Raw genomic sequence first — 21629 nt, forward strand, 5'->3', positions numbered from 1 at the left:
CCTCGCGCGTGACTCACCCGAACAGGTCGGGCACCTCCTGGGTGGCGTACCAGGCCAGGTCGTCGTCGGGGTCGGCGTCGGTTGCCCGTGCCACCGGATCGGCGTGGACGGCGACCACCCGGCGCAGCGGCAGCCCCGAGTCCACGGGCCCACTCGCCTCGGCCACCACGACGACGCGACGGCCGGCGCCGTCGCGGAGGTCGGCGGAGAGGTCCGCGGCGCTCATCAGCGCGGCGTACTCCGACTCCTCGTCGTCGCCCTCGGCGATCACCGCGTCGTCGAGCGTCCCGGCGTCGATCCGCCCGGCCTCCCAGATCCCCCGCAAGGAGGCGAGGGTGAGCGGGAGGTAGTAGCGGGTCATCGCTTGCGGGCCTCGGTGCTCTTCGCCGGCTTCCCCGCCAACTTCTTCGCCGTGGCCGACTTCTTCGTGGCGACCTTCTTCGACGCGCCGGTGCGGGCCGATGCGGCTCGGGCGGATGCGGACTTCGCCGCGCTCGCCGGCTTCTTGCGACCGCGCGGCGCCCGGGTGGCGGTGGTGGTGGCCAGCAGCTCCTCGAGCGCCTCGGTCACGCAGGTGCCGAGCAGGTCGGCGTCGGGGACCTGGTCGCGGTCGGCGTTGATGCCGTAGAAGACCTTGCCGTCATAGGAGGTGACGCCGATGGCGAGGGGGTGGCCGTCGTGCAGGGGCGGCACGGGGTAGCTCGCGGTCATCTGCGCACCCGCGAGATACAGCGGCGTCTGCGGGCCGGGCACGTTGGTGACGCTGATCTGGTAGCCGCGGCGCACCTCGGCCGCGGCGACCCGGGCGCCGATCGCGTGGAACGTCGCCGGCGCGAACCCGGCGATGCTCGCGATCCGGTTGGCCGCCACCCCTCGCCCCGTCTCGGCGTGTGCCTGGAAGGAGTAGGAGACCTGGTGCAGCCGCACCAGCGGACTCGGCTCGCCGATGGGCAGGTCGACGTAGTGCGGGGCGATCTGGCTGCCGAGCGAGGTGGCCTCGAGTTCGCGATCGATCACCGACACCGGCACCAGTGCCCGCATCTGGCGGGTGCCGCCGAGCGACGCGACGCGGGTCATCAGCCAGGCTCGGAGGGCTCCGGCGACCGTGGCCAGGATGACCTCGTTCACCGTGCCGCCGTGCGCCTCGCTGATCCGGCGGTAGTCGCGCAGCCGGGTCTCGACCATGACGAACCGCCGCTGCTGCGAGAGCGGGCCGAGCATGGGGCGCAGGCTGGGACGCCGACCGGTCAGCGCGTCGGCGACCTGGCGGGTCCGCGCGGAGGCCCGGGCGACGGTGCGGCGCGCGGCCTCGGCGGTGACGGTGACGGCGTCGACCACTGTCACGGGCTCGGTGATCGCGTCGCGGACGGCCTCGGCCACGAGCCCGACCGCCGAGGGTGCGGGTCGCGGGGTCCAGCCGTCGGGCACCAGCGGCTTCGGCTCGGGCTCGGTGTCGAGCAGGAGCTGCCCGACGTCGACGGTGTGGACGCCGTCGACAAGCGCCTGGTGGGACTTGGAGAGCAGGGCGAACCGGCCGCCGGCCAGCCCCTCGATGACGTAGATCTCCCACAGCGGCCGACTGCGGTCGAGGCGGCGGGAGATGATCCGGGCCACGAGCTCGCGCAGCTGCTCCTCGGTGCCCGGGCGCGGCAGTGCCGAGCGCCGCACGTGGTAGCCGAGGTCGAAGTTGACGTCGTCGACCCAGGTCGGCGTCGCGAGGTTGCCCGGCACCTCGACCAGACGCTGCCGGTAGCGGGGCACGAACGCGAGCCGGTCGCCGACGAGCTCGAGCAGCCGGGCGTAGTCGAATCCTGACTCCCCGGGCTCGAAGATCTCGACCGTGGCGTTGTGCCGCGGAGTGACGAGGGTCTCGTCGGTCAGGAAGGCCAGGTCGCGGGCGCGCAGGCGTTCGGTCATGCCCGATCCTCCATGCGCGCTCCCATGCCGATCCTCTCCCCCGCCCCGATGCCGCCGGGGCTTGTGCTTCGTGGGATTGTGGCAGAGGTGCCCGCATCGCGGCGCATCCCACCGTTCCTGCGCCCTCAGGAGGCTCTCTTGTCCGGCATCACCGGCGCGCGCGGACCGCGCCGCGTCGCATCCCGCTCCGCTCTCGTGGTCGCTCTGCTGGCCCTGGTGCTCTCGCTCGCCGCGTGCGGTGGCGACGACGGCAAGGAGGGCGCAGACACCGAGACCAAGGTCGTCGACATCACGCTGAAGGACGGCGTCGTGACCCCGGACGGCGGACGGATCGAGGTCGGGGTGAACCAGCCGGTCGACCTCGTCGTCACCTCCGACGTCGCCGGCGAGCTGCACCTGCACTCCTCGCCCGAGCAGACGCTGCCCTTCGAGGCCGGTGAGAACGACCCGATCAAGCTGCAGTTCGATCGCCCCGGCATCATCGAGCTCGAGCTGCACGAGCCGGCCTCGCCGGTCGCTGAGTTCCAGGTCTCGTGAGCCTCGCGGGCGACCTGTCCGCGCACGGCATCGGCGGACAGCAGGACCTCCCCATCTCGCTGGGCCTGGCGATCTCCGGTGCCGTCGCCGCCCTGGTCATCTCCTTCACGATCCTCGCGGTGGCGTGGCGCAAGCCGCGCTACGACGCCGAGACGAGCGGCCGCCCCGCGCCGCGCTTCTTCCAGCGGCTGGTCGCCGGCCCGTGGCTGACGATCGTGGCGCGCACCTTCGGGATGGTGCTCTTCCTCTACACCGCGTTCGTGGCGGTCTTCGGGGTCGACAAGACGATCAACCCGATCTTCGGCATCTTCTTCGTGTGGCTGTGGGTCGGCATCGTGCCGATGTCGTTGCTGTTCGGGTCGTTCTGGAAGGCGATCAGCCCGGTCCGCACCATCAACCTCGTCTTCGCCCGGCTGGTGGGCAGCGACCCCGACGAGGGCCTGTACCGCTATCCGGAGCGGCTGGGCTACTGGCCGGCCGCGGTCGGCCTCTACGCGTTCGTGTGGTTCGAGCTCGTCTACCCCTATATGGCCGAGGTCGGCCCGGTGCGGTTGTGGTGTGCGGTCTACGTCGCCGTGATGCTCCTGGGCGGCGCGCTGTTCGGCAACCGGTTCTACGAGAACGCCGACCCGTTCGAGGTCTACTCCACGCTGGTCGGCAAGCTGTCGATCTGGGGTGAGCGCGACGGCGTCCTGCTGATCCGCAGCCCACTGGCCAACATCGACACCGTGCGGATCGCTCCCGGACTGATCGGCGTCGTCGGCGTCCTGATCGGCAGCACGGGCTTCGACTCCTTCGGCGAGTCTCCCACCTGGATGCGTTTCCTCCAGGGCACCCAGGTCAACGGCTATCTACTCGACAACCTCGCCCTGCTGACCTTCTGTCTCGGCGCGATGGGCATCTTCGCCGGCGCCTGCATGCTCACCGGAGTCCACACCGACCAACGCCGCTCGGACCTACCGAACGCCTACGCCAACTCACTGATCCCGATCGTCGTCGGCTACGTCGTCGCGCACTACCTGACCTACTTCGTCGGGGTCGGCTCGCAGTACCTCATCCTCGCCAGCGACCCCTTGAGCAATGGCGCCAACATCCTCGGCACCGGCAACTGGGAGCCGGTCGCCTGGCTGAGCTACCACCCGACGCTGCTGGCCAATATCAAGGTGGGCGCGGTCATCGTCGGCCACGTGATCGGCGCGATCGTCGCGCACGACCGCGCCCTGCGACTCCTCCCTCCGCGCTACCAGCTCACCGGCCAGCTCCCCGTGCTCTTCGCGATGGTCGGCCTCACCAGCGGCGGCCTGTTCCTGCTGTTCTCGAGCTGACGCGCCGACCCTGGCGGGTTCGCGGCGGGCGCGTGCCCGGTCAGCTGTCCCCGCGAATGCTCACGTCGTCGGTGCCCCAGAAGTCCGGGCAGCGCGGGAGATCGCCGGCGCGAAGGATCCGCCGCACGGTCGCGGTCATCCCCTCAAGCGAGGCGGGGTCGGTACTGCCCGCCGGATCGGCGCGGAAGACCTGGTGGGCCGAGACCGCGCTCTGCAGGATCACCAACACGGCCTCGTCGGCGCCGAACCGCGCGGTGCCGCTGAACTGCGGCGACATCACCGCGATGTCGAGCCTGGCGGGGGCGTTCCCCGGCGGTCTCTTGAGCCACTCGGTGACGTCGAGCCGCAACCGGATCTGCTCGTCGGCCTCAGGCGCACCGGACACCTCGGGGGCCGTGGAGACCACCCGGCCCAGGGCGATCCCGTCCGAGCAGGCAACCGTCTCGGCGTCGGTCAGCGCCTGCGCAGCTTCTGGTCCGGCGTCGGGCTCCCGATCGGCGCGAAGGGCCGCGGTGACGGCGACCGCGGCCACCGCTACCGCGACGACAGCCGCGACCGCGATGCGGGTACGAGCGCGGCCAGGCAGCCACCCACGCCTCGACCCGGTCGTCTCCTTCTCCGGGGCGGGATCGGGCTCGTCGTCTGAGAGTGCCGCAGCGATCCGATCCAGCCGCCGCCGCAGGTCTCGCTCAGTGAGTCGTGTCATCGACCCCGTCCTCTCTGCTCAACGCGATCCGTAGTTGCGCCAAGGCCGAGTGCAGTCGGCTCTTCACCGTTCCGATCGGTACCTGCATGGTGCTGGCGATGTCTCGGACCGTCAGGTCGGCGTAGTAGCGCAACACCACGGCCTCCAAGTGGTCCTCGCTAAGCAGTTCCAGCGCTCCGGCCAGTTGCATGGTGGCCACCACTTCTTCGGAGACCACGTCTCCGCTCGCCTCGGCGCCGGCGCCGCGCTCCACCAGCCGGAGGCTCAGGTCGCGCTGCCGAGCCCGATCGCGGTGCCAGTCCGCGGCCACCCGTGACGCGGTCACCGCGATCCAGGCCCGTGGGCGGCGCACCGCCTCGGGTCCGCCTCTCACCCGCTGCTCGATCAGCTTCATCCTGACCGTCTGCACCCCGTCGTCCAAGGCGTCCGGCGGCATGCCCCGCAGCGCCAGAATGCCTCGCACCCGGCGCACCTCCCCCGGCTCGGTGAGCACGGTGTCGGCCGTCTGGAACGCTCCGGACGGTGTCATCTCGCACCCCTAGCTCTTCGTCGACCTTGTTGATATAGACGGGTGAGCGCTCAAAAGCGTTCACGCGCATCAAAAACTCATTGATCAGTCGGGGACACAGGTCGAGCCAACGGCAGCACGGGGCCGGTCTCGAGGCAGTGGCGTCGTCGACGACAGGACATCGGTAAGCGCGCCGATGCTGTTGCCCCATTGGTCACGACGGAGGCTTGTCTCCGTCGCCAACGCATCAGCCATCGAGGTCCCCGTATCCGGCGTGCCGTAAACGGCCCCCTCATACTCGCCAGCCCCGACGACTCCGCCATCGGCGGGCACGACCGCGCCTGCTCCTAGCCCGAGCCACTCACCCCGGCCCGTGTTGCAGGAGCCCTCCACCCAGTCGATCGCCATGATGTAGGCATGCCCTACCTCGACCCGGGACGTATCAACTAGGGCCATCGGGCGATCAGCAGATCCCCCCTTGTACGTCCACCCCATCGACGGGCGCGTCCATTCCGTCGGCGGCAAATGATCCGGGTTGCTACTCGACCAGAGGACATCTTCGACCTTCAGTCGAACTCCCCGAACCATCATACCTTCGCCGCGACTCCGATCATCCAGAGTCGGGGGGAGCGCCTTCTCCGAGACTGCGGTCACGAGAACTACGTAGTCCGAATAGGATACCCAATCCTCTGCAGTAAGGTTGGGCAATCTATCCGACCCGGCAGCAAAAACCATGTTGCTCGCTTGCTCCAGGAGCACTGCACCGCCAGAAACGCGCAGGCGTGGTGCATCTCCCCCGCTACCAGCCTCTCCACCTCCTCGAGAGACGACGGTTGCGACCATAAGTGCCAAAAGAAACCCGACCATCGTCTCGATTACTGCTCGCCAATATCGATTGATCACGGCGCATCCCAGTGATTGTTGATGTTCTGAGTGTTCGTCGAACCGAGGTCCGAGGTTCGCACTGGCGTCGTCAGACAACCGAGGCGGAGGTCATTGTTATCAAGCGGCGGAGTGGCTTGCCGGCCATGAACGAGCCCGATCGCATGACCAGTCTCATGACAGGCTAGGCCCTGCGTGATCGATCCTGGCCTCATGCGAACGTACTGTTGGTCACATTTGAACCTAGTGTGATCCTGCGCGTCGTCACACCAAGTTACGGCGTCGGCTCCAGCGTCGATATGACTAGAACTTTCCTGATAATAGATATCCGTTTCGCCCTCGCCACTAAAGACAGGCGTCGAATCATAGACCATATCGAGATGAGTTGGCTCAAACTCATTGTTAATCGCCGCTCGAACGGCAATACGATCGGGGCGTTCAAGTTCGTCAGGTCCACCGGAGTCCATGTACCAATAGACGGTCGCGTCATCAGTTATACAAGTTACTCTTCCGTCACCGCCCTCCGGGTCATCGGTACATCGGGGCTCAAGCTCCCCACGGGGGCCACCAATAGTCGGATAAAGGTTGTTGGTTGCGGGCGCCGCATGTGCCGCCGGCATCAGAATCATGGCGAATCCAAATCCAACGACTGAGACCTTCGGTAGGAAATTCATTCGATCACCGATCCGGGCTAAATATCTGATCTGCGTCAATCTTCTATGCTGATGGGACAGTAGGACTTCCAGCAAGCATCGTCAACCGGAAGACCACAAATAGTCCGCGTGAGTAGTTGAAGTCGAAATTGAAACAAGCGCGGGTCGTGTAGCGAGCCACGGTCTGATCGGCGCGGAGAAGCACGGCGTCGCCCATCCTGCTTGGTTCTTGACTCTTCTCGACGTCGCAGACGGATAGGCGGCGCGCCAGTGGAGGCGAACATCGGGCGGGGACCGGCGGTCGGTACCTAGTTCGGATCACCCACGGCTTGATGACGCCACCGACGTGCTCGACGCGTTCCAAGTCGTCAAGCTCGGCACCCAGGCAGTCGACGAGGTCCTGCGTCGAGTGCAACAGATATCCACGGTCGCCGCGGGTGCCGCAAGAGCGACCCGCTCTACGGCATCCGAACGATCCTGCGCTTCAGTCAGGGGAAGCTCACCGACAGGCAACGAGCCGGGCTCGATCGTGCGAATCGCTGCCGATAAACGCCACGACGACGTCCTCATCGCCTGGCTGTGCGCCCAGCAACTCTGGTCAGCATACAAGGCCACCAGCCATGTCGGCGGCAGGCGGATCGCGGAGAAAGCCCTCGCCTCGTTGCCGACCAGCGCGAGCACGGAGATCAAGCGGCTGTATAGGGCTCTAAGACGGTGGTGCCAGGCGTCCCTTCGCGTACTTCGACACCGGTCGCGCCTCCAGCGGCGCCCCTAGGCCATCAACGGCCTCATCGAGCTCCACCGCCGTGTCGCCGGCAGATTCCGCAACGGTGAGCACTACCGGCTACGCAAGCTGCTCATCGACGGCGGACTCACAGCCCCGCCTCAGGTAGAGAGAGCCCCGATCGATTGGGAGGGATGGCGTCACCTGCGTGCCCAACTCAGAACTCTGGCCCCTATCGGCGCGAGGCGCGAGGCGGCCCGACGGCGTCGACGAGGCCGGCGACGGCGCGGGTGAGTTGGGTGTCGCCGGACTCCAGCAGGGTGCGGCCGGAGACGAGGGCGCGGTCGACGCTGGGGCGGTCGTCGGGGAGGAAGTGCAGGCCCACGACGCGGGCGAAGCCGGCGACCATGGAGCCGATGTCCTTCTCCGACCAGCCTAGGGTGGGTCGCATCCGGTTGACGACGACGCGCACCGGCGCCTGGCTGGCGGCATCGAGGATCGCGCGGAGGTCGACGAGGCCGCGGGCCAGCCGAGACAGCCCGACCGGATCGGCCGCGCCGACGACGAGCACCTCGTCGGCGACCTCGAGGGCGCCGAGGGTGAGCTGGTTGCGTGCGGGCCGGCCGCCGAGGTCGTTCGGGTCGGACTCGAGGCTGAAGCCGGTGTCGACGACGACGTCGCCCTGACGTCGTCCGAGCTCGAGCAGGTGCTCGATGGCACCGGGCCGGATCTCGGCCCACCGGTCGGGGCGGGGCAGCCCGGTGACGACGGACAACCGGCTGTCGAGGCCGCGCTGGACGGTGTTGAAACGCTCCTCCAGCTGCCCGGACGTCGCGAGCCGGCCCACCGAGAGCAGGCCCGAGACCTCGTCCATGATCCCGAGCTGCTGGGCGATGCTGCCGCCATAGGGGTCGGCGTCGACCAGCATCGTGCGGCGTCCGCGGCGAGCCAGCTCGGCGGCGACGGCGGCCGACACCGTGCTCCGCCCGGGTCCCCCGGCCGGGCCCCACACGACCACGACCCGGCCCGGCTGGTGGGTCGGCTGGTTCGGAGGGCTCGGCGGCGGCATCGGCGGCATCGCCCCGGGTGGCTGTTGATCCGGTCCCGGCGGCGACGTGAGGGGCGACGCGAGCGGCGCCGAGTCAGCAGCAGCCTCCAGGACGACGTCGGGCAGCGCTCTGGCCGCGGACTCGGGGATCACGTGCGCGATCCCGATCCGCGAGGCACGCACCTGCCCGCCCTCGCGCTGCTCGTCGGCGAGGACGGCGACCACGCGGACGCCATGGTCGTCGAGCCGGGCGACGGCGGTGGCGTCCAGCCCCCGGGCGTCGACGCCGACCACCGCCACCTGGGCCTGCCCGGAGGCGGCGGTCGCAAGCAGGTCGTCGACGTCGACACAGCGCTTGAGCACGACCGTGCCCGTGTGGGCACCGAGCGCCGCAAGAGCCGCCGACTCCCAGGCGGCACCGGCCGCCACGACGAGGACGACGATCATCGCCGGCCCCTCAACGGACCTGTGCCAAGGAGATCACCGGCGTGGTGAGGGTGCCCAGCAGGCCGTAGAACTCACCCACCTGATCGCTCGGCACCGCGAGCTCGACCTGGCGCTCACCGCTGGGACCGAAGCCGTCGTCGACCGCCGCAGCCGCCACGACCGCGACGTCGTCGAGGACCGGCTCGCCGGGATCGCGGGCCGCACCGGAGGCCCCGGTCCCCTGAGCGTTCGGTCCCGTGGGACCCAGCAGCGCCTCGCCGGTGACGTAGACGTCGACCACCGCCCCCGGCCCGACCGCGCTGGGCACCAGCTGTGGGGCGACCGCGAGGGAGATGGTGACCGTGCCGGCGTCGTCGGCCGCGCCGATCGCGGCCCGCGGCACGAGCTCACCGGCTCCGAGACCGCGCAGCAGGGTGAGGTCGTCGGGGAGCGGGTCGTCGACCGCGAGGTAGCGCTCGAGGTCCTCCTCGTCGGCGAAGCGCACCCGCTGGGCGACGAGGGCATCGGGGTCGAGTTGCTCGCCGGCCACGGCGTCGTCGGCGACTGCCCAGACCTGGACGGTGTCGTCGGCCGCGGCGAGCACGCGCGAACCGAGCACGACCGACCCGGCGAGGATCACGACGCCGATCCACAGTCGTGGGTCGCGCCAGCCTGGTGAGGAGGTCCGCACGGCCGGTGGCACAGAGCCACGGGGCGTGCCGGCGTCCTCAGGTTTCCCGAGATTCCTGGACACGCGCCCATTGTGGGGCCATCGCGGCGATCGGTCACCCCGTTCATCCACAGGCGGCGCCCATGGTGCCCGCCGCGGTGACCGCCGGGATGCGACGATGTGGCCATGGCCGGTTCCCCGCGTTTTCTCACCCTCGCCGACGTAGCCGAGGTCTTGAGCACCTCCAGCGCCCAGGTCTACGCGATGGTGCGCCGCGGCGAGCTCGAGGCGATCAAGATCGGCGGCCGCGGTCAGTGGCGGGTGGAGGCCTCCAAGCTCGAGGAGTACATCGCGCGCGCCTACACCGAGACCGCCACGTTCGTAGCCGAGCACCCCTTCGTCGAGGCCGACGAGGACCAGAACGTCTGAGCCCCCGGCAGCTGCTCAGCCGACCTCGGAGTCGAGGGTGATCGAAGCCTGCTTCTCCTGACCGCCGCGCACATAGGTGAAGTCGACGGTCTCGCCGGGCTGGTGGGCGCGGATGCTGACGATGAGCGAGATCCCGTCGACCACGCGCTGGCCGTCGACCTCGGTGACGACGTCGCCCGCCTGGAGCCCGGCCTGCTCGGCGGGGGTCCCGGTGTTCACCCTGCTGATGCGTGCGCCGGCGGGGCCGGAGCCGTTGGGTCCCACCTCCGCGCCGATCACGGGGTAGCGGGCCTCACCGGTCTTCAGGATCTGGTCGGCGGTGATCCGTACCTGCTCGACCGGGATCGCGAAGCCGACGCCGATGTTTCCGGCCTCGCCGTTGGTGACCCCACCCGCGGTGGCGATCGCGCTGTTGACCCCGATCACCTGGCCGCGCATGTTGACCAGCGGTCCGCCCGAGTTGCCGGGGTTGATCGCGGCATCGGTCTGGACGGCGTTGATGTAGGACGACTCGTCGCCGGGCTGCCCACCCGTGGTGACGGGACGGTTCAGGGCACTGACGATCCCGGAGGTGACGGTGGCGGTGAGGCCGAGGGGCGAGCCGATCGCCACGACGCCGTCACCCACACGCAGCGACCTGCTCGCACCGAGCGCCGCCGGCTCGAGCCCGGCCGACTCGGGGACCGCGAGGACGGCGAGGTCGTAGACCGGGCTGCGACCCACGATCTCGGCGTCGAAGGCGTTGCCCTCCTGGTCGATGACCTGGACCGGGCCGTCGTTCTCCGCCGCCGACTGGACGACGTGGTTGTTGGTGACGATGTGGCCGTCGACGTCGATGACGAACCCCGACCCCGTGGCGCCCTGGGGGTCGCCCTGGTACTCGGCGATGATCTGCACGGTGCTGGGCAGGACGGCGGCGGCGACCGCGGCGACGCCCTCCCCGGGCTCGACCGGCGGCACCTCGACGATCGAGTCGTCCGACAGGCCCTCGTAGGCGCTCGCCTGGCCGTTGTCGCCACCGTTGCCGTCGTCGTGACCGGCGTCCCAGAGCGCGGATCCGCCGACGCCGCCGAGCAGGCCGACGACGAGTGCGATCAGCGCGACGCCGATCCACAGCCCCTTAGCCGGCCCGGCGGGGCGAGCCGGGATCGGTCCGCCCATGGAGTGCTGGCCGCCGAACGGGTGAACCGAGCGGCCGTAGTCGTCCCACGGGCCGGACGGTCGAGCCGGCAGCGGCCCGGAGGCGAGGATCGCGGCAGGAGGCACGCCCGGCGGCAGCACCGGCGGCACGGCAGGTGTGGGCGCCGGACCCGAGGGAGGCGCCCACCTGGGCATCGGCAGGTCAGGGAGGACGGCGGTGGAGGAGTCGGTCTCGGATGCCGCGCCGCTCTCGGGCGGCGCGAGGTGTCGGCCCTCCTCCAGGCCGGCGAGGGGGAGCGTCGTCTCGGCGTCGGCGTCGGCGTCGCCGTCGGCCGGGGTGCTCGGCTCCTGGGCGGACGAGCGCTCGGATCCGGGCTCGGCGTCGCCCCTCGGCTCGGGTTCGGGGTCGTCGTCGAGTCCCAACGGGTCGGACGGGTCGACGGGGCTCGCAGGCTCCGGCGACTCCGACGACCCGGCGAACTCCGGCTCCTGGGGCGGGAGTCCGTCGTCCTCAGGCAGGCCGCGGTCGTCGTTCACCGCATCATCATCCCCTGTCGGTGGTCGCTGCGACGAAACCTGAGCCGGTCTGGGACGGGCAGCGGGCCGGGTCAGCGCGGGAGCCGCACCGGCACCCGGGTCGCGGGATTCTGGGTGACCTGCACCTGCGGCGTCGGCTGCATCCGCCGGTCGAAGGACGGCGCGTCGGCCGGGGCGGTGCCGAGCGCGAGCACGCCGACGACGGCCGCGCCCACCGCACTGCCGCCGAGTGCGGCGATGCCTGCGCGGCGGCCACGCGAGCGGTTGTCGAAGTCGTGACCGGAGTCCAGCCCGAGCGCGCCCGAGGGCCCGCCGGGACGCAGGTAGCAGTCACCGGGCGGCATCCCGAGCAGGGCGCCCTTGAGGTGGTCGGGAGCGCAGCCGCCGCCGTAGGACAGCGTGGAGAGCCGGGTCTTCACCCAACCCTCGCGCTCGACGTCGTCGCGACAGGAGTGGCAGCCGTGGACGTGCTCCCACGCGGCCTCGGTCTCGGCGGGCGAGAGCCGGCCGTCGAGCAGAGCGGTCACCCGGCGCCCGAGATGGGTGCTCATGACGGACCTCCTGCCGGGACGGGGGACGCCGCGGGTCCGGAGTAGCGGGCGCGGCCGGCCGAGGGGGCGCGGTGCGCGAGCGACTTGCGCAGCATGGCGCGACCGCGGTGGATGCGGGAGCGGACGGTGCCGAGCTTGGCGCCGAGGATCTCCGCGATCTCCTCGTAGGTGAGTCCCTCGACGTCGCAGAGCACGACGGCGACGCGGAAGTCGGGCGGCAGGGTGGCCAGCGCGCGCTCGACGTCGTCGTCGAAGGTGCGGTCGGCGTAGGCGGTGTCAGGGGCGGGCGAGGCGCTGGTGAGCCGGTCGGCCCGCTCGTCGGAGAGCGCGTCGAAGCGGATGCGCTGCTTGCGACGGGCCTGGTCGAGGAAGAGGTTCGTGGTGATGCGGTGCAGCCAGCCCTCGAAGGTGCCCGGCGAGTAGGTGGACAGGGAGCGGAAGACCCGGACGAAGACCTCCTGGGTGAGGTCCTCGGCGTCGGGGCGGTTGCCGGTGAGCCGGTAGGCGAGGCGGTAGACGCGGTCGGAGTGGCGCTCGACGATCTCGTCCCACGTGGGAATGTCGTGGTCGGCCTGCGGCTCGATCATCTGGGTCATCGCCGCGCCCCTCTCCTGCGTCGCCCGTGACGACTTTCGCTTCGGTGTCATCTGGCCTCTCACGCTAGACGTCCCTGCTGAACGTTCCCTGTGAGAGCCAACGGGCGAGGAGGGCCCGGTGTTCCCGCACGTTCGGGGCGACTGTCCCTGTGTCTGTGACCGTCGGTCGGGGGCGGTGGCGATAGCGTGGTGCGCATGCCGAGCACCGCACCACTCACGACCGCGAGCTGGACCTTCGCCGAGGACTACGTGGCCGAGGACCCCGTGATGGCAGCCGCGCGCGAACGAGCCGCCGAGGTCGGCGTCGTGCCGATCGGGACCGGCGGCGGCGCCACACTGCGTTTCCTCGCCTCGGTGCTCGAGGCGCGCGCCGTCGTCGAGATCGGGACCGGCACCGGCGTCTCGGGGCTGTGGCTGCTGCGCGGGATGCGCCCCGACGGCGTCCTCACCACCGTCGACCTCGAGGCCGAGCACCAGCGCCTGGCCCGCGAGACCTTCACCGAGGCCGGGATCGCCAGCCAGCGGGTGCGCACCATCCCCGGCGCCGCCCTCGACGTCCTGCCCCGGCTCACCGACGGCCACTACGACATCGTCTTCGCCGACGGCGACAAGTCCGAGTACGGCGCCTACCTCACCGAGGCGCTGCGCCTTCTGCGCCCCGGCGGCGTGGTGATCTTCGACAACGCGCTGTGGCACGACCGCGTCGCCGACCCCGCGCAACGCGACGAGGACACCGTCGCGATCCGCGACCTGGCGCGCACGATCGCCGAGCACGACAGCCTGGTGCCGCTCCTGCTCCCGGTCGGTGACGGCCTGCTGCTGGCCAAGAAGGAGTGGGCGCCGGAGCGGGACGAGCGGGGGTAGGTCTCGGGGGTCCGGGTCGGGCTCTTGTTACCGACCGTTCTGAGTTGTTACTGACCGTTGTGAGTACTGACCTGCGCTTACAAGAGCAGGTCAGTACTCACAACGGTCAGTAACATGCGGCCGCCCGAGCCGGCCCACCAACGCCCCCGCAGGCCGGGGCGCGCACGTCGAGCGCCCCACAGTGGCCCGAGCGGAGGAGACGACCCGCGTCAGGAGCCGATGCCGGCGAGCGGGTCACGGCTGCCGAGCCAGGTGAGCAGGATCCTGGCGCCGAAGCCCGAGGGGCCCTCGGTCCACTCGTAGTAGTCGTCGGGGACGTCGCCCACCGAGGCGATGTCGAGGTGCGCCCACGGGACGTCGGCGGCGAAGTGCTGGAGGAACAGCGCCGCCAGGATCGCCAGCGCGCCGCTCGCGCCGTTGTCGGCGTCGGCGACCTTCGAGGCGATCTTCTCCTCGTAGCCGGCGTAGAGCGGCAGCCGCCACAGCGGCTCCCCCGACTCCAGGCCCGCGGCGAGCAGATGCTCGGCCAGCGCCTCGTCGTTGGCGAACAGTCCGCCGACCTGCTGGCCCAGGGCGACCTTCACGCTGCCGGTGAGGGTGGCGACGTCGACCAGGACCGCGGGGTCGAGCTGGTCGACGGCGTAGGCCATCGCATCGGCCAGGACCAGGCGGCCCTCGGCGTCGGTGTTGGTGACCTCGGTGGTGCGTCCGCCGTAGTGGCGCAGCACGTCGCCGGGGCGCATCGCGCTGCCGGAGACGGCGTTCTCGGCGGCGGGCACCAGGCCGATGACGCGCACGGGGCAGTCCATCGCCGCAAGCGCGGCCATCGTGGAGAGGACGACCGCGCCACCGGTCATGTCCCGCTTCATCGAGACCATGCTCGGCCCCGGCTTGATCGAGAGACCACCGGAGTCGAAGGTGATGCCCTTGCCGACCAGGACGACGGTCGGGGTGCGCTTGCCGGACTTCTCGGGCTCGTAGTCGACGCGGATCATGACCGGCGGGGTGGCCGAGCCCTGCCCGACGCCGATGATCCCGCCGAAGCCCTCGGCGCGCAGCTGGTCGACGTCCCAGAGCCGGTAGGTGAGCCGGGCCGAGGGGTCCGCGGCGACCATCTCCTCGGCGCGCGCGGCGAGCCACTCGGGGTTCTTCAGGTTCGACGGGACGGTCGCGAGCATCCGAGCCCGCCAGGCCGCTCCGCCGATGGCGACGGCACGCGCCAGAGCGGCAGTGTCGTCGGGGAGACCGGCCAGGACGACGCGGCGCACCGGCAGGTGCTCGGGAGCGCCCGAGCGCCAGTGGAAGGCGAAGGAGCCGAGCATGAGTCCCACGACCACGGCCTCGACGCCGTCGGGGTCGAGCGCAGCGAGGGTGGTGGCGACGGCGTCGCGATCGCGGACCGTGCGGGCCAAGGTGGCTGCGGCGCGGCGCAGGTCGGTGGCGGTCTGCGCCCCGACGCCCACCAGGACGACTGCGCGCAGGTCGGCGTTCTCGGGGGCACCGAAGGGCACAGGCACCAGCAGCGACTCCCCCACCGCCCCGGTGAGACCGCCGGCCTCGGCCAGCGCCACCAGGTCGAGGTCGAGATCCTCACCGAGCTCGGCAGAGCCGGGTCCGAGGAGGGGCTGGCCGTCCTCGCCGGGCAGCACCGGCAGCGCGACGACGTCGACGCCGATCAGCGCGTGCGCCGGCACCGCGGTGAGTGCGAACTCCGGCGGCGAGACCTGACTCGGCAGGCTCGCCCCCGTCGCGCGCTGCGAACCCCGAGACGCCTTGGTCACCCGACGACGTTCTTGAGGGCGTCTCCGAGGGCGCCTGCCTCGTCGGCGTTGAGCTCGACCACCAGGCGTCCACCGCCTTCGAGAGGCACGCGCATCACGATGCCACGACCCTCCTTGGTGACCTCGAGCGGACCGTCACCGGTGCGGGGCTTCATCGCCGCCATGCGGCACCTCATTCCTGTCGAACTACGAGCGCAGTCCGACACTGCCGCTCACGAGCGCATCCATTATCCCCCATGAGGGGTGAGCCACACAGCCCGGACCTGGATGGGCCGAGCCCGACCGAGGGATCGGCGGTGGCAGACTCTGGCACATGACCGACGCGCCCGTGCTCCTCGACCTCGCCGACGGGGTCGCCACCATCACCATCAACCGGCCCGAGGCGATGAACAGCCTCGACCTGGCGACCAAGGAGCTCTTGCTGGAGACGCTCACGTCGGTGGCCGCCGATCCGGCCGCGCGCTGCGTCGTCCTGACCGGCACCGGACGCGCGTTCTGCACCGGCCAGGACCTCAAGGAGCACATCCAGCTGCTCCGGTCCGGCGCCGACACGCAGCTTTTCAACACCGTCGATGCCCACTACAACCCGATCGTCACCGCCGTGGCCTCGATGGAGAAGCCGGTCATCGCGGCGGTCAACGGCGTCGCTGCCGGCGCCGGCGCGTCCCTGGCCTTCGCCTGCGACCTGCGGATCGTCGCCGACACCGCCGGTTTCAACCTCGCCTTCGCCGGCGTCGGTCTCTCGTGCGACACCGGCGCCTCCTACCACCTGCCCCTCCTGGTGGGCCGGGCCAAGGCGATGGAGCTGCTGTACTTCCCGCGCACGGTCGACGCCCAGGAGGGACTCGAGCTCGGGCTGGCGACCACTGTGGTGCCTGCCGACCAGCTCGACGCCGAGGTCGGGAAGCTCGCGGCCAAGCTGGCGGCCGGCCCGACCGTCGCCTTCGGTGCGATGCGTGCCTCGGTGGCCTACTCCGCCGGACACAGCCTCGAGGATGCACTGAAGTTCGAGAGCGCCATGATGACGCGCACCGGAAGCACCGCCGACCACGCGGCCGCCGTGGCCGCGTTCGTCGAGAAGCAGCGCCCGGTCTTCGAGGGTCGCTGACCGACGAGGCTCACACCGCCTTGATCAGATAGGCGTAGGTGAACACGAGGACGCCGGCGACCATGCCGACGTGGGCGAGCAGGGAGAGCCACGGCCCGCGCGACCAGGAGTCCTCCTGGCCGCTCGCGGCGTGGCGCCCGCGCGCCGGCAGCCAGCGAGCCAGGATCAACAGGCCCGCGAGGGCGACGACCCACCAGCACACCAGCGCCACCAGGCCCAGCAGCGTGGCGGCGTCCTTGCCGAGCGAGCCGTCACCGAACAGGAAGACGGTCCAGAGGACCAGGGCGAGCACCCCGAAGATCGTGTGGACCGCGAGCGGGGCACGGGCGACGTCGACGCGTCCGGCGGCGTGCTCGCGGCGCAGCCGGAGACGGGTCAGCACGACGACGACCGCAGCCAGAGCGGTGAGGACGTAGACGGCCAGAGCCACGGGTGCAGTGTGTCACTCGGTGGGTTCGGAATCCGGCTTGTGCGGTGCGTCCTGGTCCGGCGAGTCGCTGCGCGGCGGGTCGGTGACGGGACTGGGTCGCCAGTCGCGGTCGTCGTCGGGGTCGGGGTTTCGTCGGCGCTCGCTGGCGCTCGCTTGCTCAACCTCCGACGTTCTCGTGGCGCTCGCTTGCTCAACCTCCGACGTTCCCGTGGCGCTCGCTTGCTCGGCCTCCGGAGATCTCGTGGCGCTCGCTTGCTCAGCCTCCAGCTGCGCGGCCAGCCGCGACAACAGGGCGTCGACCTCGGCCATCCGGTAGCCGCGCCACCCGATCGGGAACCGCACCCGCCGCAGATCGCTCCCGGTCAGGGCACCGGACTCAGGCAGGAAGAGGTCGGGCCGGTCGTCGTACTCCTCGACCATCGGCGCGCCACGCCCGGCGGCGACCAGGCCGATGCCGCCCATGGCCAGCACGATCAAGATGACGAAGACCCAGATCACAGAGCCTCCCGGCTGGCCACCATCAGGGCGACCGCCTCGTCGAGATCGTCGGTCACCACGAGGCGGTCGAGGTCGCCCTCGCTGATCTTTCTGTCGGCCAGGACGGTGCTGCGCAGCCAGGCGATCAGCCCGGACCAGTACTCGGTGCCGATCAACACGACCGGGAAGGCGGTGACCTTCTCGGTCTGCGCGAGGGTGAGCGCCTCGAACATCTCGTCGAGGGTGCCGAGGCCGCCGGGCAGCACGATGAAGCCCTGGCTGTACTTGACGAACATCGTCTTGCGCACGAAGAAGTAGCGGAAGTTGATGCCGATGTCGACCCACTCGTTCAGGCCGGACTCGAAGGGCAACTCGATCCCGAGGCCGACGCTGAGGCCGCCGGCCTGGCTGGCTCCCTTGTTGGCCGCCTCCATCGCGCCGGGTCCACCGCCGGTGATCACGGCGAACCCGGACTCCACCAGGCGGCGACCGATCTCGACGCCCTGGGCGTACGACGGCTGGTCGGGTGCGGTGCGCGCCGACCCGAACACGCACACCGCCGGACCGAGGTCGGCCAGCGCCCCGAAGCCCTCGACGAACTCGGCCTGGATCCGCAGCACGCGCCACGGGTCGGTGTGCACCCAGTCGGTGGGACCGCGGGAGTCGAGCAGCCGCTGGTCGGTGGTGCCCTCGTCCACCTGGTCGCGGCGCTGGATGACCGGGCCCTTGTACTTCGCCCTCATGCGACGGATCCGTCGGTGTCGAGGCCGGTGGTGAGCCAGGACCGGAGCCGTTCCTCGCAGCGGGTGATGTGCTCGGTGGGCACGAACTCCTCCTGCTTGTGGGCCAGCATCGGGTCCCCGGGGCCGTAGTTGACCGCCGGCACGCCGAGCACGGTGAACCGGGCGACGTCGGTCCACCCGAACTTGGGGTTGACCGCGACCTCGGCTCCGGTGGCGACGGCGTCGATGAACTCGCGCGCCGCCGGTCGGTCCAGCCCGGGCAGCGCCCCCGGCGCGGAGTCGGTGATCTCGACGTCGAAGCCGGAGAAGAACTCGCGGACGAAAGCCTCGGCCTCGGCCTCGCTGCGGTCGGGGGCGAAGCGGAAGTTGACCTCGACCACGCACTCGTCGGGGATCACGTTGCCGGCGACGCCACCGCGGATGAACACCGCGTTGAGCCCCTCGTGGTACTCCAGCCCGTCGATCACCGGCGTGCGGGCCTCGTAGTCGTTGAGCCGGTTGAGGATCTCGGCGGCACCGTGGATCGCGTTGACGCCCTTCCACGAGCGGGCCGAGTGGGCGCGCTCGCCCTTGGTGCGGACCTCCGCGCGCAAGGTGCCCTGGCAGCCGGCCTCGACGACCGCGTTGGAGGGCTCCATCAAGATCGCGAAGTCGGCGCGCATCAGGTCGGGGTCGGATTGGGAGAGCTTGTTGAGGCCGTTGAACTCCGAGTCGATCTCCTCGGCCTCATAGAGGATGTAGGTGACGTCGCGGACCGGCTCGGGCACGGTGGCGGCCAGTCGCAGGATGACGGCGTCACCACCCTTCATGTCGCAGGTGCCGAGACCGTGGAGCAGCCCGGCCTCCTCGTCGAGCCGGCTGGGCAGGTTGTCGTTGAGCGGCACGGTGTCGATGTGCCCGGCGATCACCACGCGTTCGGGGCGGCCCAGATCGGTGCGGGCGATGACGGTGTTGCCGCGGCGCTGCACCCTCAGGTGCGGCAACGAGGTGAGCGCCGCCTCGACGGCGTCGGCGATGGCCTGCTCGTTGAGGCTGACCGACTCGATGTCGACCAATGCCCGGGTGAGGGTGACGGCGTCTGCGGTGAGGTCGAGCTGCACGGGATCCACGGGTCGTAGTCAACCAGCCGCCCAGACATCGCCGTCCGGGCTGCCCCCGACCCGGAGGTTGAGCAAGCCGACGAGTGAGGAACGAACTCGCCTGACGATCGAGTGCCGACGAAACCTCGCAGCCGACCTCGCCAACGTTGGCAGCGACGGTGGCCGGGGTTCGATCAATCAACGGGCGCTCGCTGACGCTCGCTTGCTCAACCTCCGGCGAGGGCCGGTCAGCTGGCGACCAGGCGGGCGATCACCTTAGGCGCGGGGCGGCGCAGGGACGGCAGGCTCGGCAGGACGGTGGCGGCCACGGTGACCACCCAGCAGGAGGCCAGGATGGCGGCCAGCATGCCCAGGGGTACCGAGAAGGCGACGTCGTCGATGAACTGGCCCAGGCCCCACACGAGGGCGGCGTTGCCGATCAGCGCGATGATCACGCCGAGGATCGCGGCGGTGCCGACGATGAGGGTGGCCTCGACGACGGGGAGCAGGCGCTGCTGGGCCGGGGTCGCCCCGATGATGCCGTCGAGGGCGAGCTCGGCGTCGCGCTGCCGCGACATCATCACCAGGTTGCCGACCGAGCCGGCGACGGCGATCGCCAGCGGCAGGCCGAGGATCGAGAAGGTCGAGATCGCCGAGGTGCCCTCGAGGTCGGTGCGGCCCAGGCGCTCGAAGGTGGCCACGAGCGAGTCGCTGAAGGCGGTCATCCCGACCAGCATGCCGATGGCGAACATCAGCGGGACCACCGACTTGGCGAGGCGGTCGGTGCGGGCGCCGACGACGCTGCGGGCCAGGTGCCAGACCGGCTTCCAGGTGCGTCCCGGGGCGGGGATCAGCCGGCTCCAGGCGCGGGTGAGCGGTCCGGCGATGCTGGGCGCGACCAGGGCGAAGGCGAGGCCGGCGATCGGGATGGCGAAGGCGGAGCTCTGCCCGATGTTGGTGAAGGCGTCGCTGTCGGACATGTCCGAGACGCCCGCGGCGAATCCGGCGAGCATGAAACCGATCACCGCGAAGCAGGCGACGAATCCCGCCCAGCGGCCCGCGCGGCTCCAGCCCGACGTGCGGCGGACGACGCCGTCGGATGCGTCGCGCAGAGCGTCGACGGCCGGGGTCCGGGTCGCCCGGCGCGCCTGACGAAGTCCACCGAGAAGTGCGACCGCGAGGCAGTACAGCGTGGCGCCCGCCAGGACGGCGACAGGGACGGTCGCCGCGGGCACGGGCATGTCGCGGTCCTCGGCGACGACGCGCAGGATCGTGGGCTGGAGAGCCACCGCGAGCGCTGCTCCCACGACCGTGCAGGTCAACGTGACGGCGGCCAGCTGCACCATCAGCACGCGGACCACCTGCCCGGGCGAGGCGCCCGCGAGCAGGAGCCGGGCGACCGCGCCGCGGCGTGCGGTGACGACCAGGCCGGTGGAGGATCCGACGACGGCGAGCGCGACCAGGCTGCAGACGATGGTGTTCATGCCCGCCAGGGCGGCCAGCGACGTCCCGTTCATCTTCCCGATCGTGTCCCGGGCCGCCAGGCTCGAGACCAGGCACAGGGCGCCCAGCGCGGTGCAGGTGCTGGTGACCAGGAACGTGAGGCTCACCGAGAGCCAGGCGGTCCAGGAGTCACGCAGGTCGGCGAGGGCGATGCGGGTCGCGGTCATGACCGGCCTCCAGCGGTCTGGGCCTCGGTGATCTCGGCCAGGGTGTCGGACACCTGCTCGGCGCTCGGGGCGATCAGCTCGCGCACCAGGTAGCCGTCGCGCAGGAACAGCACCCGGTCGCTGCGGGCGGCGACCTGGGGGTCGTGGGTCACGCACAGCACGCTCTGTCCAGGACGGTGGGCGATGGTCCGCAGTTCCTCCAGGACGACGTCGCCGCTGGTCGAGTCGAGTGCACCGGTGGGCTCGTCGGCGAAGATCATGCGGGGCTGCTGGGCCAGCACGCGCGCCAGAGCGACGCGCTGCTGCTCACCGCCCGACATCACCGCGGGTCGCGACTCGACGTGGTCGGCGAGGCCGACGGTGGCCAGGGCCTCCACGATCCGGTGCCGGTCGGGCTTCTCGCCGCGCAGTCGCATCGGCAGCGCGACGTTCTCGAACGCCGTGAGCGAGGGCACCAGGTTGTAGGCCTGGAAGACGAACCCGACCTCGGTGCGCCGCAGCTTGGCCAGCTGCGAGCGCGACATCCGGCCGGTCGAGCGGCCGAGCAGCTCGACCTCTCCGGTGGTGGGCTCCTCGAGCCCGGCCAGCACGTAGAGGAGGGTCGACTTGCCGGAACCCGAGGGCCCCATGACCGCGCACATCTCGCCGGCGCGGACCTCGAGGCTGATGCCGTGCAGGATCTCGATGTCGCGGCTGCCGGCCTGGTAGGTCTTGGTGACGTCGCGGGCGCTCAGCATGGCCTGTTGTGGGCCGGTGGCTCCGGGCGTCGCCTGTATGGGCTGGACGGGGTTGGTGGGCCGGGTGCGGCCGGGCTGAAGGATCGTCATG

The 21629-nt window shown here is 70.7% G+C and carries 23 protein-coding genes and 1 pseudogene; 6 read left to right on the forward strand and 18 right to left on the reverse strand.

All coding sequences use genetic code 11. The features are described from left to right. Nucleotides 1-13 precede the first annotated feature (13 nt). Both WMR31_RS15945 and WMR31_RS15950 read right to left on the reverse strand, forming a co-directional pair. On the reverse strand, nucleotides 14-361 hold the full coding sequence (locus WMR31_RS15945) for a DUF6912 family protein (protein WP_340539855.1): 348 nt from the start codon (nucleotides 359-361) through the stop codon (nucleotides 14-16). Next, nucleotides 358-1917 carry a WS/DGAT/MGAT family O-acyltransferase gene (locus tag WMR31_RS15950; protein ID WP_340539856.1) on the reverse strand — a complete coding sequence of 520 codons (1560 nt, stop codon included), beginning with the start codon at nucleotides 1915-1917 and terminating at the stop codon, nucleotides 358-360. The genes WMR31_RS15945 and WMR31_RS15950 overlap by 4 nt, the downstream gene beginning before the upstream one ends. Nucleotides 1918-2055: 138 nt before the next feature. Here WMR31_RS15950 and WMR31_RS15955 point away from each other — a divergent pair, with 138 nt between their 5' ends. Together WMR31_RS15955 and WMR31_RS15960 are read left to right on the forward strand one after the other, a co-directional pair. Beyond that, nucleotides 2056-2454 carry a hypothetical protein gene (locus tag WMR31_RS15955; RefSeq protein ID WP_340539857.1) on the forward strand — a complete coding sequence of 133 codons (399 nt, stop codon included), beginning with the start codon at nucleotides 2056-2058 and terminating at the stop codon, nucleotides 2452-2454. After that, nucleotides 2451-3779, forward strand: coding sequence for a hypothetical protein (locus WMR31_RS15960; protein WP_340539858.1), 1329 nt, complete (start codon nucleotides 2451-2453; stop codon nucleotides 3777-3779). The genes WMR31_RS15955 and WMR31_RS15960 overlap by 4 nt, the downstream gene beginning before the upstream one ends. Before the next feature lie 40 nt (nucleotides 3780-3819). Here WMR31_RS15960 and WMR31_RS15965 read toward each other — a convergent pair whose 3' ends face one another. From WMR31_RS15965 to WMR31_RS15975, 3 genes are all read right to left on the reverse strand, one after another. Then, nucleotides 3820-4485, reverse strand: a complete 666-nt coding sequence (locus WMR31_RS15965) for a hypothetical protein (protein ID WP_340539859.1) — start codon at nucleotides 4483-4485, stop codon at nucleotides 3820-3822. Beyond that, entirely contained in the window at nucleotides 4469-5014 is a 546-nt protein-coding gene (locus tag WMR31_RS15970) for an RNA polymerase sigma factor (RefSeq protein WP_340539860.1), read from the reverse strand. The genes WMR31_RS15965 and WMR31_RS15970 overlap by 17 nt, the downstream gene beginning before the upstream one ends. 878 nt (nucleotides 5015-5892) lie before the next feature. After that, nucleotides 5893-6504: a hypothetical protein gene (locus WMR31_RS15975; protein WP_340539861.1), complete on the reverse strand. Its 612-nt coding sequence runs from the start codon at nucleotides 6502-6504 to the stop codon at nucleotides 5893-5895. Between the two features lie 364 nt (nucleotides 6505-6868). Here WMR31_RS15975 and WMR31_RS22155 point away from each other — a divergent pair. Then, a pseudogene (locus WMR31_RS22155) lies at nucleotides 6869-7303 on the forward strand (transposase); the annotation flags it as partial. A 181-nt stretch (nucleotides 7304-7484) separates the two neighbouring features. Here WMR31_RS22155 and WMR31_RS15980 read toward each other — a convergent pair. Both WMR31_RS15980 and WMR31_RS15985 read right to left on the reverse strand, forming a co-directional pair. Next, on the reverse strand, nucleotides 7485-8747 hold the full coding sequence (locus tag WMR31_RS15980; protein WP_340539862.1) for a CpaE/TadZ family protein: 1263 nt from the start codon (nucleotides 8745-8747) through the stop codon (nucleotides 7485-7487). 10 nt (nucleotides 8748-8757) lie between these two features. Continuing rightward, a complete protein-coding gene (locus tag WMR31_RS15985) occupies nucleotides 8758-9480 on the reverse strand; it encodes a hypothetical protein (protein WP_340539863.1) in 723 nt (240 codons plus the stop codon). Nucleotides 9481-9582: 102 nt separating this feature from the next. Between WMR31_RS15985 and WMR31_RS15990 the strand changes: the two genes are divergently transcribed. After that, the gene (locus WMR31_RS15990; RefSeq protein ID WP_340539864.1) at nucleotides 9583-9825 is read left to right on the forward strand and encodes a helix-turn-helix domain-containing protein; all 243 of its coding nucleotides are present in this window, start codon (nucleotides 9583-9585) and stop codon (nucleotides 9823-9825) included. A gap of 15 nt (nucleotides 9826-9840) precedes the next feature. Here WMR31_RS15990 and WMR31_RS15995 read toward each other — a convergent pair whose 3' ends face one another. From WMR31_RS15995 to sigE, 3 genes are all read right to left on the reverse strand, one after another. Further along, complete coding sequence (locus tag WMR31_RS15995) at nucleotides 9841-11502, reverse strand: S1C family serine protease (protein WP_340539865.1); 1662 nt, start codon at nucleotides 11500-11502, stop codon at nucleotides 9841-9843. 71 nt (nucleotides 11503-11573) lie between these two features. Beyond that, nucleotides 11574-12053, reverse strand: a complete 480-nt coding sequence (locus WMR31_RS16000) for an anti-sigma factor (RefSeq protein ID WP_340539866.1) — start codon at nucleotides 12051-12053, stop codon at nucleotides 11574-11576. Next, complete coding sequence (gene sigE, locus WMR31_RS16005; RefSeq protein ID WP_445321638.1) at nucleotides 12050-12649, reverse strand: RNA polymerase sigma factor SigE; 600 nt, start codon at nucleotides 12647-12649, stop codon at nucleotides 12050-12052. The genes WMR31_RS16000 and sigE overlap by 4 nt, the downstream gene beginning before the upstream one ends. Before the next feature lie 195 nt (nucleotides 12650-12844). Between sigE and WMR31_RS16010 the strand changes: the two genes are divergently transcribed. Continuing rightward, the gene (locus tag WMR31_RS16010; RefSeq protein ID WP_340539868.1) at nucleotides 12845-13513 is read left to right on the forward strand and encodes an O-methyltransferase; all 669 of its coding nucleotides are present in this window, start codon (nucleotides 12845-12847) and stop codon (nucleotides 13511-13513) included. A 209-nt stretch (nucleotides 13514-13722) separates the two neighbouring features. Here WMR31_RS16010 and WMR31_RS16015 read toward each other — a convergent pair whose 3' ends face one another. Together WMR31_RS16015 and WMR31_RS16020 are read right to left on the reverse strand one after the other, a co-directional pair. Further along, nucleotides 13723-15294: a leucyl aminopeptidase family protein gene (locus WMR31_RS16015; RefSeq protein WP_340539869.1), complete on the reverse strand. Its 1572-nt coding sequence runs from the start codon at nucleotides 15292-15294 to the stop codon at nucleotides 13723-13725. Beyond that, nucleotides 15291-15458, reverse strand: a complete 168-nt coding sequence (locus tag WMR31_RS16020) for a DUF3117 domain-containing protein (protein ID WP_340539870.1) — start codon at nucleotides 15456-15458, stop codon at nucleotides 15291-15293. Before WMR31_RS16020 ends, WMR31_RS16015 begins: the two co-directional genes overlap by 4 nt. A gap of 149 nt (nucleotides 15459-15607) precedes the next feature. On the opposite strand from WMR31_RS16020, the gene WMR31_RS16025 reads away from it, so the two are divergent. Continuing rightward, nucleotides 15608-16402, forward strand: a complete 795-nt coding sequence (locus WMR31_RS16025) for an enoyl-CoA hydratase/isomerase family protein (RefSeq protein WP_340539871.1) — start codon at nucleotides 15608-15610, stop codon at nucleotides 16400-16402. A 10-nt stretch (nucleotides 16403-16412) separates the two neighbouring features. On the opposite strand, the gene WMR31_RS16030 is transcribed toward WMR31_RS16025, so the two are convergent. The 6 genes from WMR31_RS16030 to WMR31_RS16055 all read right to left on the reverse strand — a co-directional run bounded on the left by WMR31_RS16030 (nucleotide 16413) and on the right by WMR31_RS16055 (nucleotide 21628). Continuing rightward, nucleotides 16413-16832, reverse strand: a complete 420-nt coding sequence (locus WMR31_RS16030) for a hypothetical protein (RefSeq protein ID WP_340539873.1) — start codon at nucleotides 16830-16832, stop codon at nucleotides 16413-16415. Between the two features lie 12 nt (nucleotides 16833-16844). Further along, a complete protein-coding gene (locus tag WMR31_RS16035; RefSeq protein ID WP_340539874.1) occupies nucleotides 16845-17330 on the reverse strand; it encodes a DivIVA domain-containing protein in 486 nt (161 codons plus the stop codon). Then, nucleotides 17327-18052: an LOG family protein gene (locus WMR31_RS16040; RefSeq protein WP_340539876.1), complete on the reverse strand. Its 726-nt coding sequence runs from the start codon at nucleotides 18050-18052 to the stop codon at nucleotides 17327-17329. Before WMR31_RS16040 ends, WMR31_RS16035 begins: the two co-directional genes overlap by 4 nt. Continuing rightward, on the reverse strand, nucleotides 18049-19152 hold the full coding sequence (gene dapE / locus WMR31_RS16045) for a succinyl-diaminopimelate desuccinylase (RefSeq protein WP_445321639.1): 1104 nt from the start codon (nucleotides 19150-19152) through the stop codon (nucleotides 18049-18051). Before dapE ends, WMR31_RS16040 begins: the two co-directional genes overlap by 4 nt. Nucleotides 19153-19379: 227 nt before the next feature. Beyond that, entirely contained in the window at nucleotides 19380-20801 is a 1422-nt protein-coding gene (locus tag WMR31_RS16050; RefSeq protein ID WP_340539878.1) for an FtsX-like permease family protein, read from the reverse strand. Next, the gene (locus WMR31_RS16055) at nucleotides 20798-21628 is read right to left on the reverse strand and encodes an ABC transporter ATP-binding protein (protein WP_340539879.1); all 831 of its coding nucleotides are present in this window, start codon (nucleotides 21626-21628) and stop codon (nucleotides 20798-20800) included. Before WMR31_RS16055 ends, WMR31_RS16050 begins: the two co-directional genes overlap by 4 nt. Nucleotide 21629: the final 1 nt, after the last annotated feature.

The organism is Nocardioides epinepheli (assembly GCF_037936805.1).
In the GTDB taxonomy this organism is placed as follows: domain Bacteria; phylum Actinomycetota; class Actinomycetes; order Propionibacteriales; family Nocardioidaceae; genus Nocardioides.

Bases quoted from the DNA above. Each gene is read 5' to 3' on its own strand.
- WMR31_RS15945 (WP_340539855.1), bottom strand. From the start codon at position 361: ATGACCCGCTACTACCTCCCGCTCACCCTCGCCTCCTTGCGGGGGATC.
- WMR31_RS15950 (WP_340539856.1), bottom strand. From the start codon at position 1,917: ATGACCGAACGCCTGCGCGCCCGCGACCTGGCCTTCCTGACCGACGAG.
- WMR31_RS15965 (WP_340539859.1), bottom strand. From the start codon at position 4,485: ATGACACGACTCACTGAGCGAGACCTGCGGCGGCGGCTGGATCGGATC.
- WMR31_RS15970 (WP_340539860.1), bottom strand. From the start codon at position 5,014: ATGACACCGTCCGGAGCGTTCCAGACGGCCGACACCGTGCTCACCGAG.
- WMR31_RS15975 (WP_340539861.1), bottom strand. From the start codon at position 6,504: ATGATTCTGATGCCGGCGGCACATGCGGCGCCCGCAACCAACAACCTT.
- WMR31_RS15980 (WP_340539862.1), bottom strand. From the start codon at position 8,747: ATGATCGTCGTCCTCGTCGTGGCGGCCGGTGCCGCCTGGGAGTCGGCG.
- WMR31_RS15990 (WP_340539864.1), top strand. From the start codon at position 9,583: ATGGCCGGTTCCCCGCGTTTTCTCACCCTCGCCGACGTAGCCGAGGTC.
- WMR31_RS16000 (WP_340539866.1), bottom strand. From the start codon at position 12,053: ATGAGCACCCATCTCGGGCGCCGGGTGACCGCTCTGCTCGACGGCCGG.
- sigE (WP_445321638.1), bottom strand. From the start codon at position 12,649: ATGACCCAGATGATCGAGCCGCAGGCCGACCACGACATTCCCACGTGG.
- WMR31_RS16010 (WP_340539868.1), top strand. From the start codon at position 12,845: ATGCCGAGCACCGCACCACTCACGACCGCGAGCTGGACCTTCGCCGAG.
- WMR31_RS16020 (WP_340539870.1), bottom strand. From the start codon at position 15,458: ATGGCGGCGATGAAGCCCCGCACCGGTGACGGTCCGCTCGAGGTCACC.
- WMR31_RS16025 (WP_340539871.1), top strand. From the start codon at position 15,608: ATGACCGACGCGCCCGTGCTCCTCGACCTCGCCGACGGGGTCGCCACC.
- WMR31_RS16040 (WP_340539876.1), bottom strand. From the start codon at position 18,052: ATGAGGGCGAAGTACAAGGGCCCGGTCATCCAGCGCCGCGACCAGGTG.
- WMR31_RS16050 (WP_340539878.1), bottom strand. From the start codon at position 20,801: ATGACCGCGACCCGCATCGCCCTCGCCGACCTGCGTGACTCCTGGACC.
- WMR31_RS16055 (WP_340539879.1), bottom strand. From the start codon at position 21,628: ATGACGATCCTTCAGCCCGGCCGCACCCGGCCCACCAACCCCGTCCAG.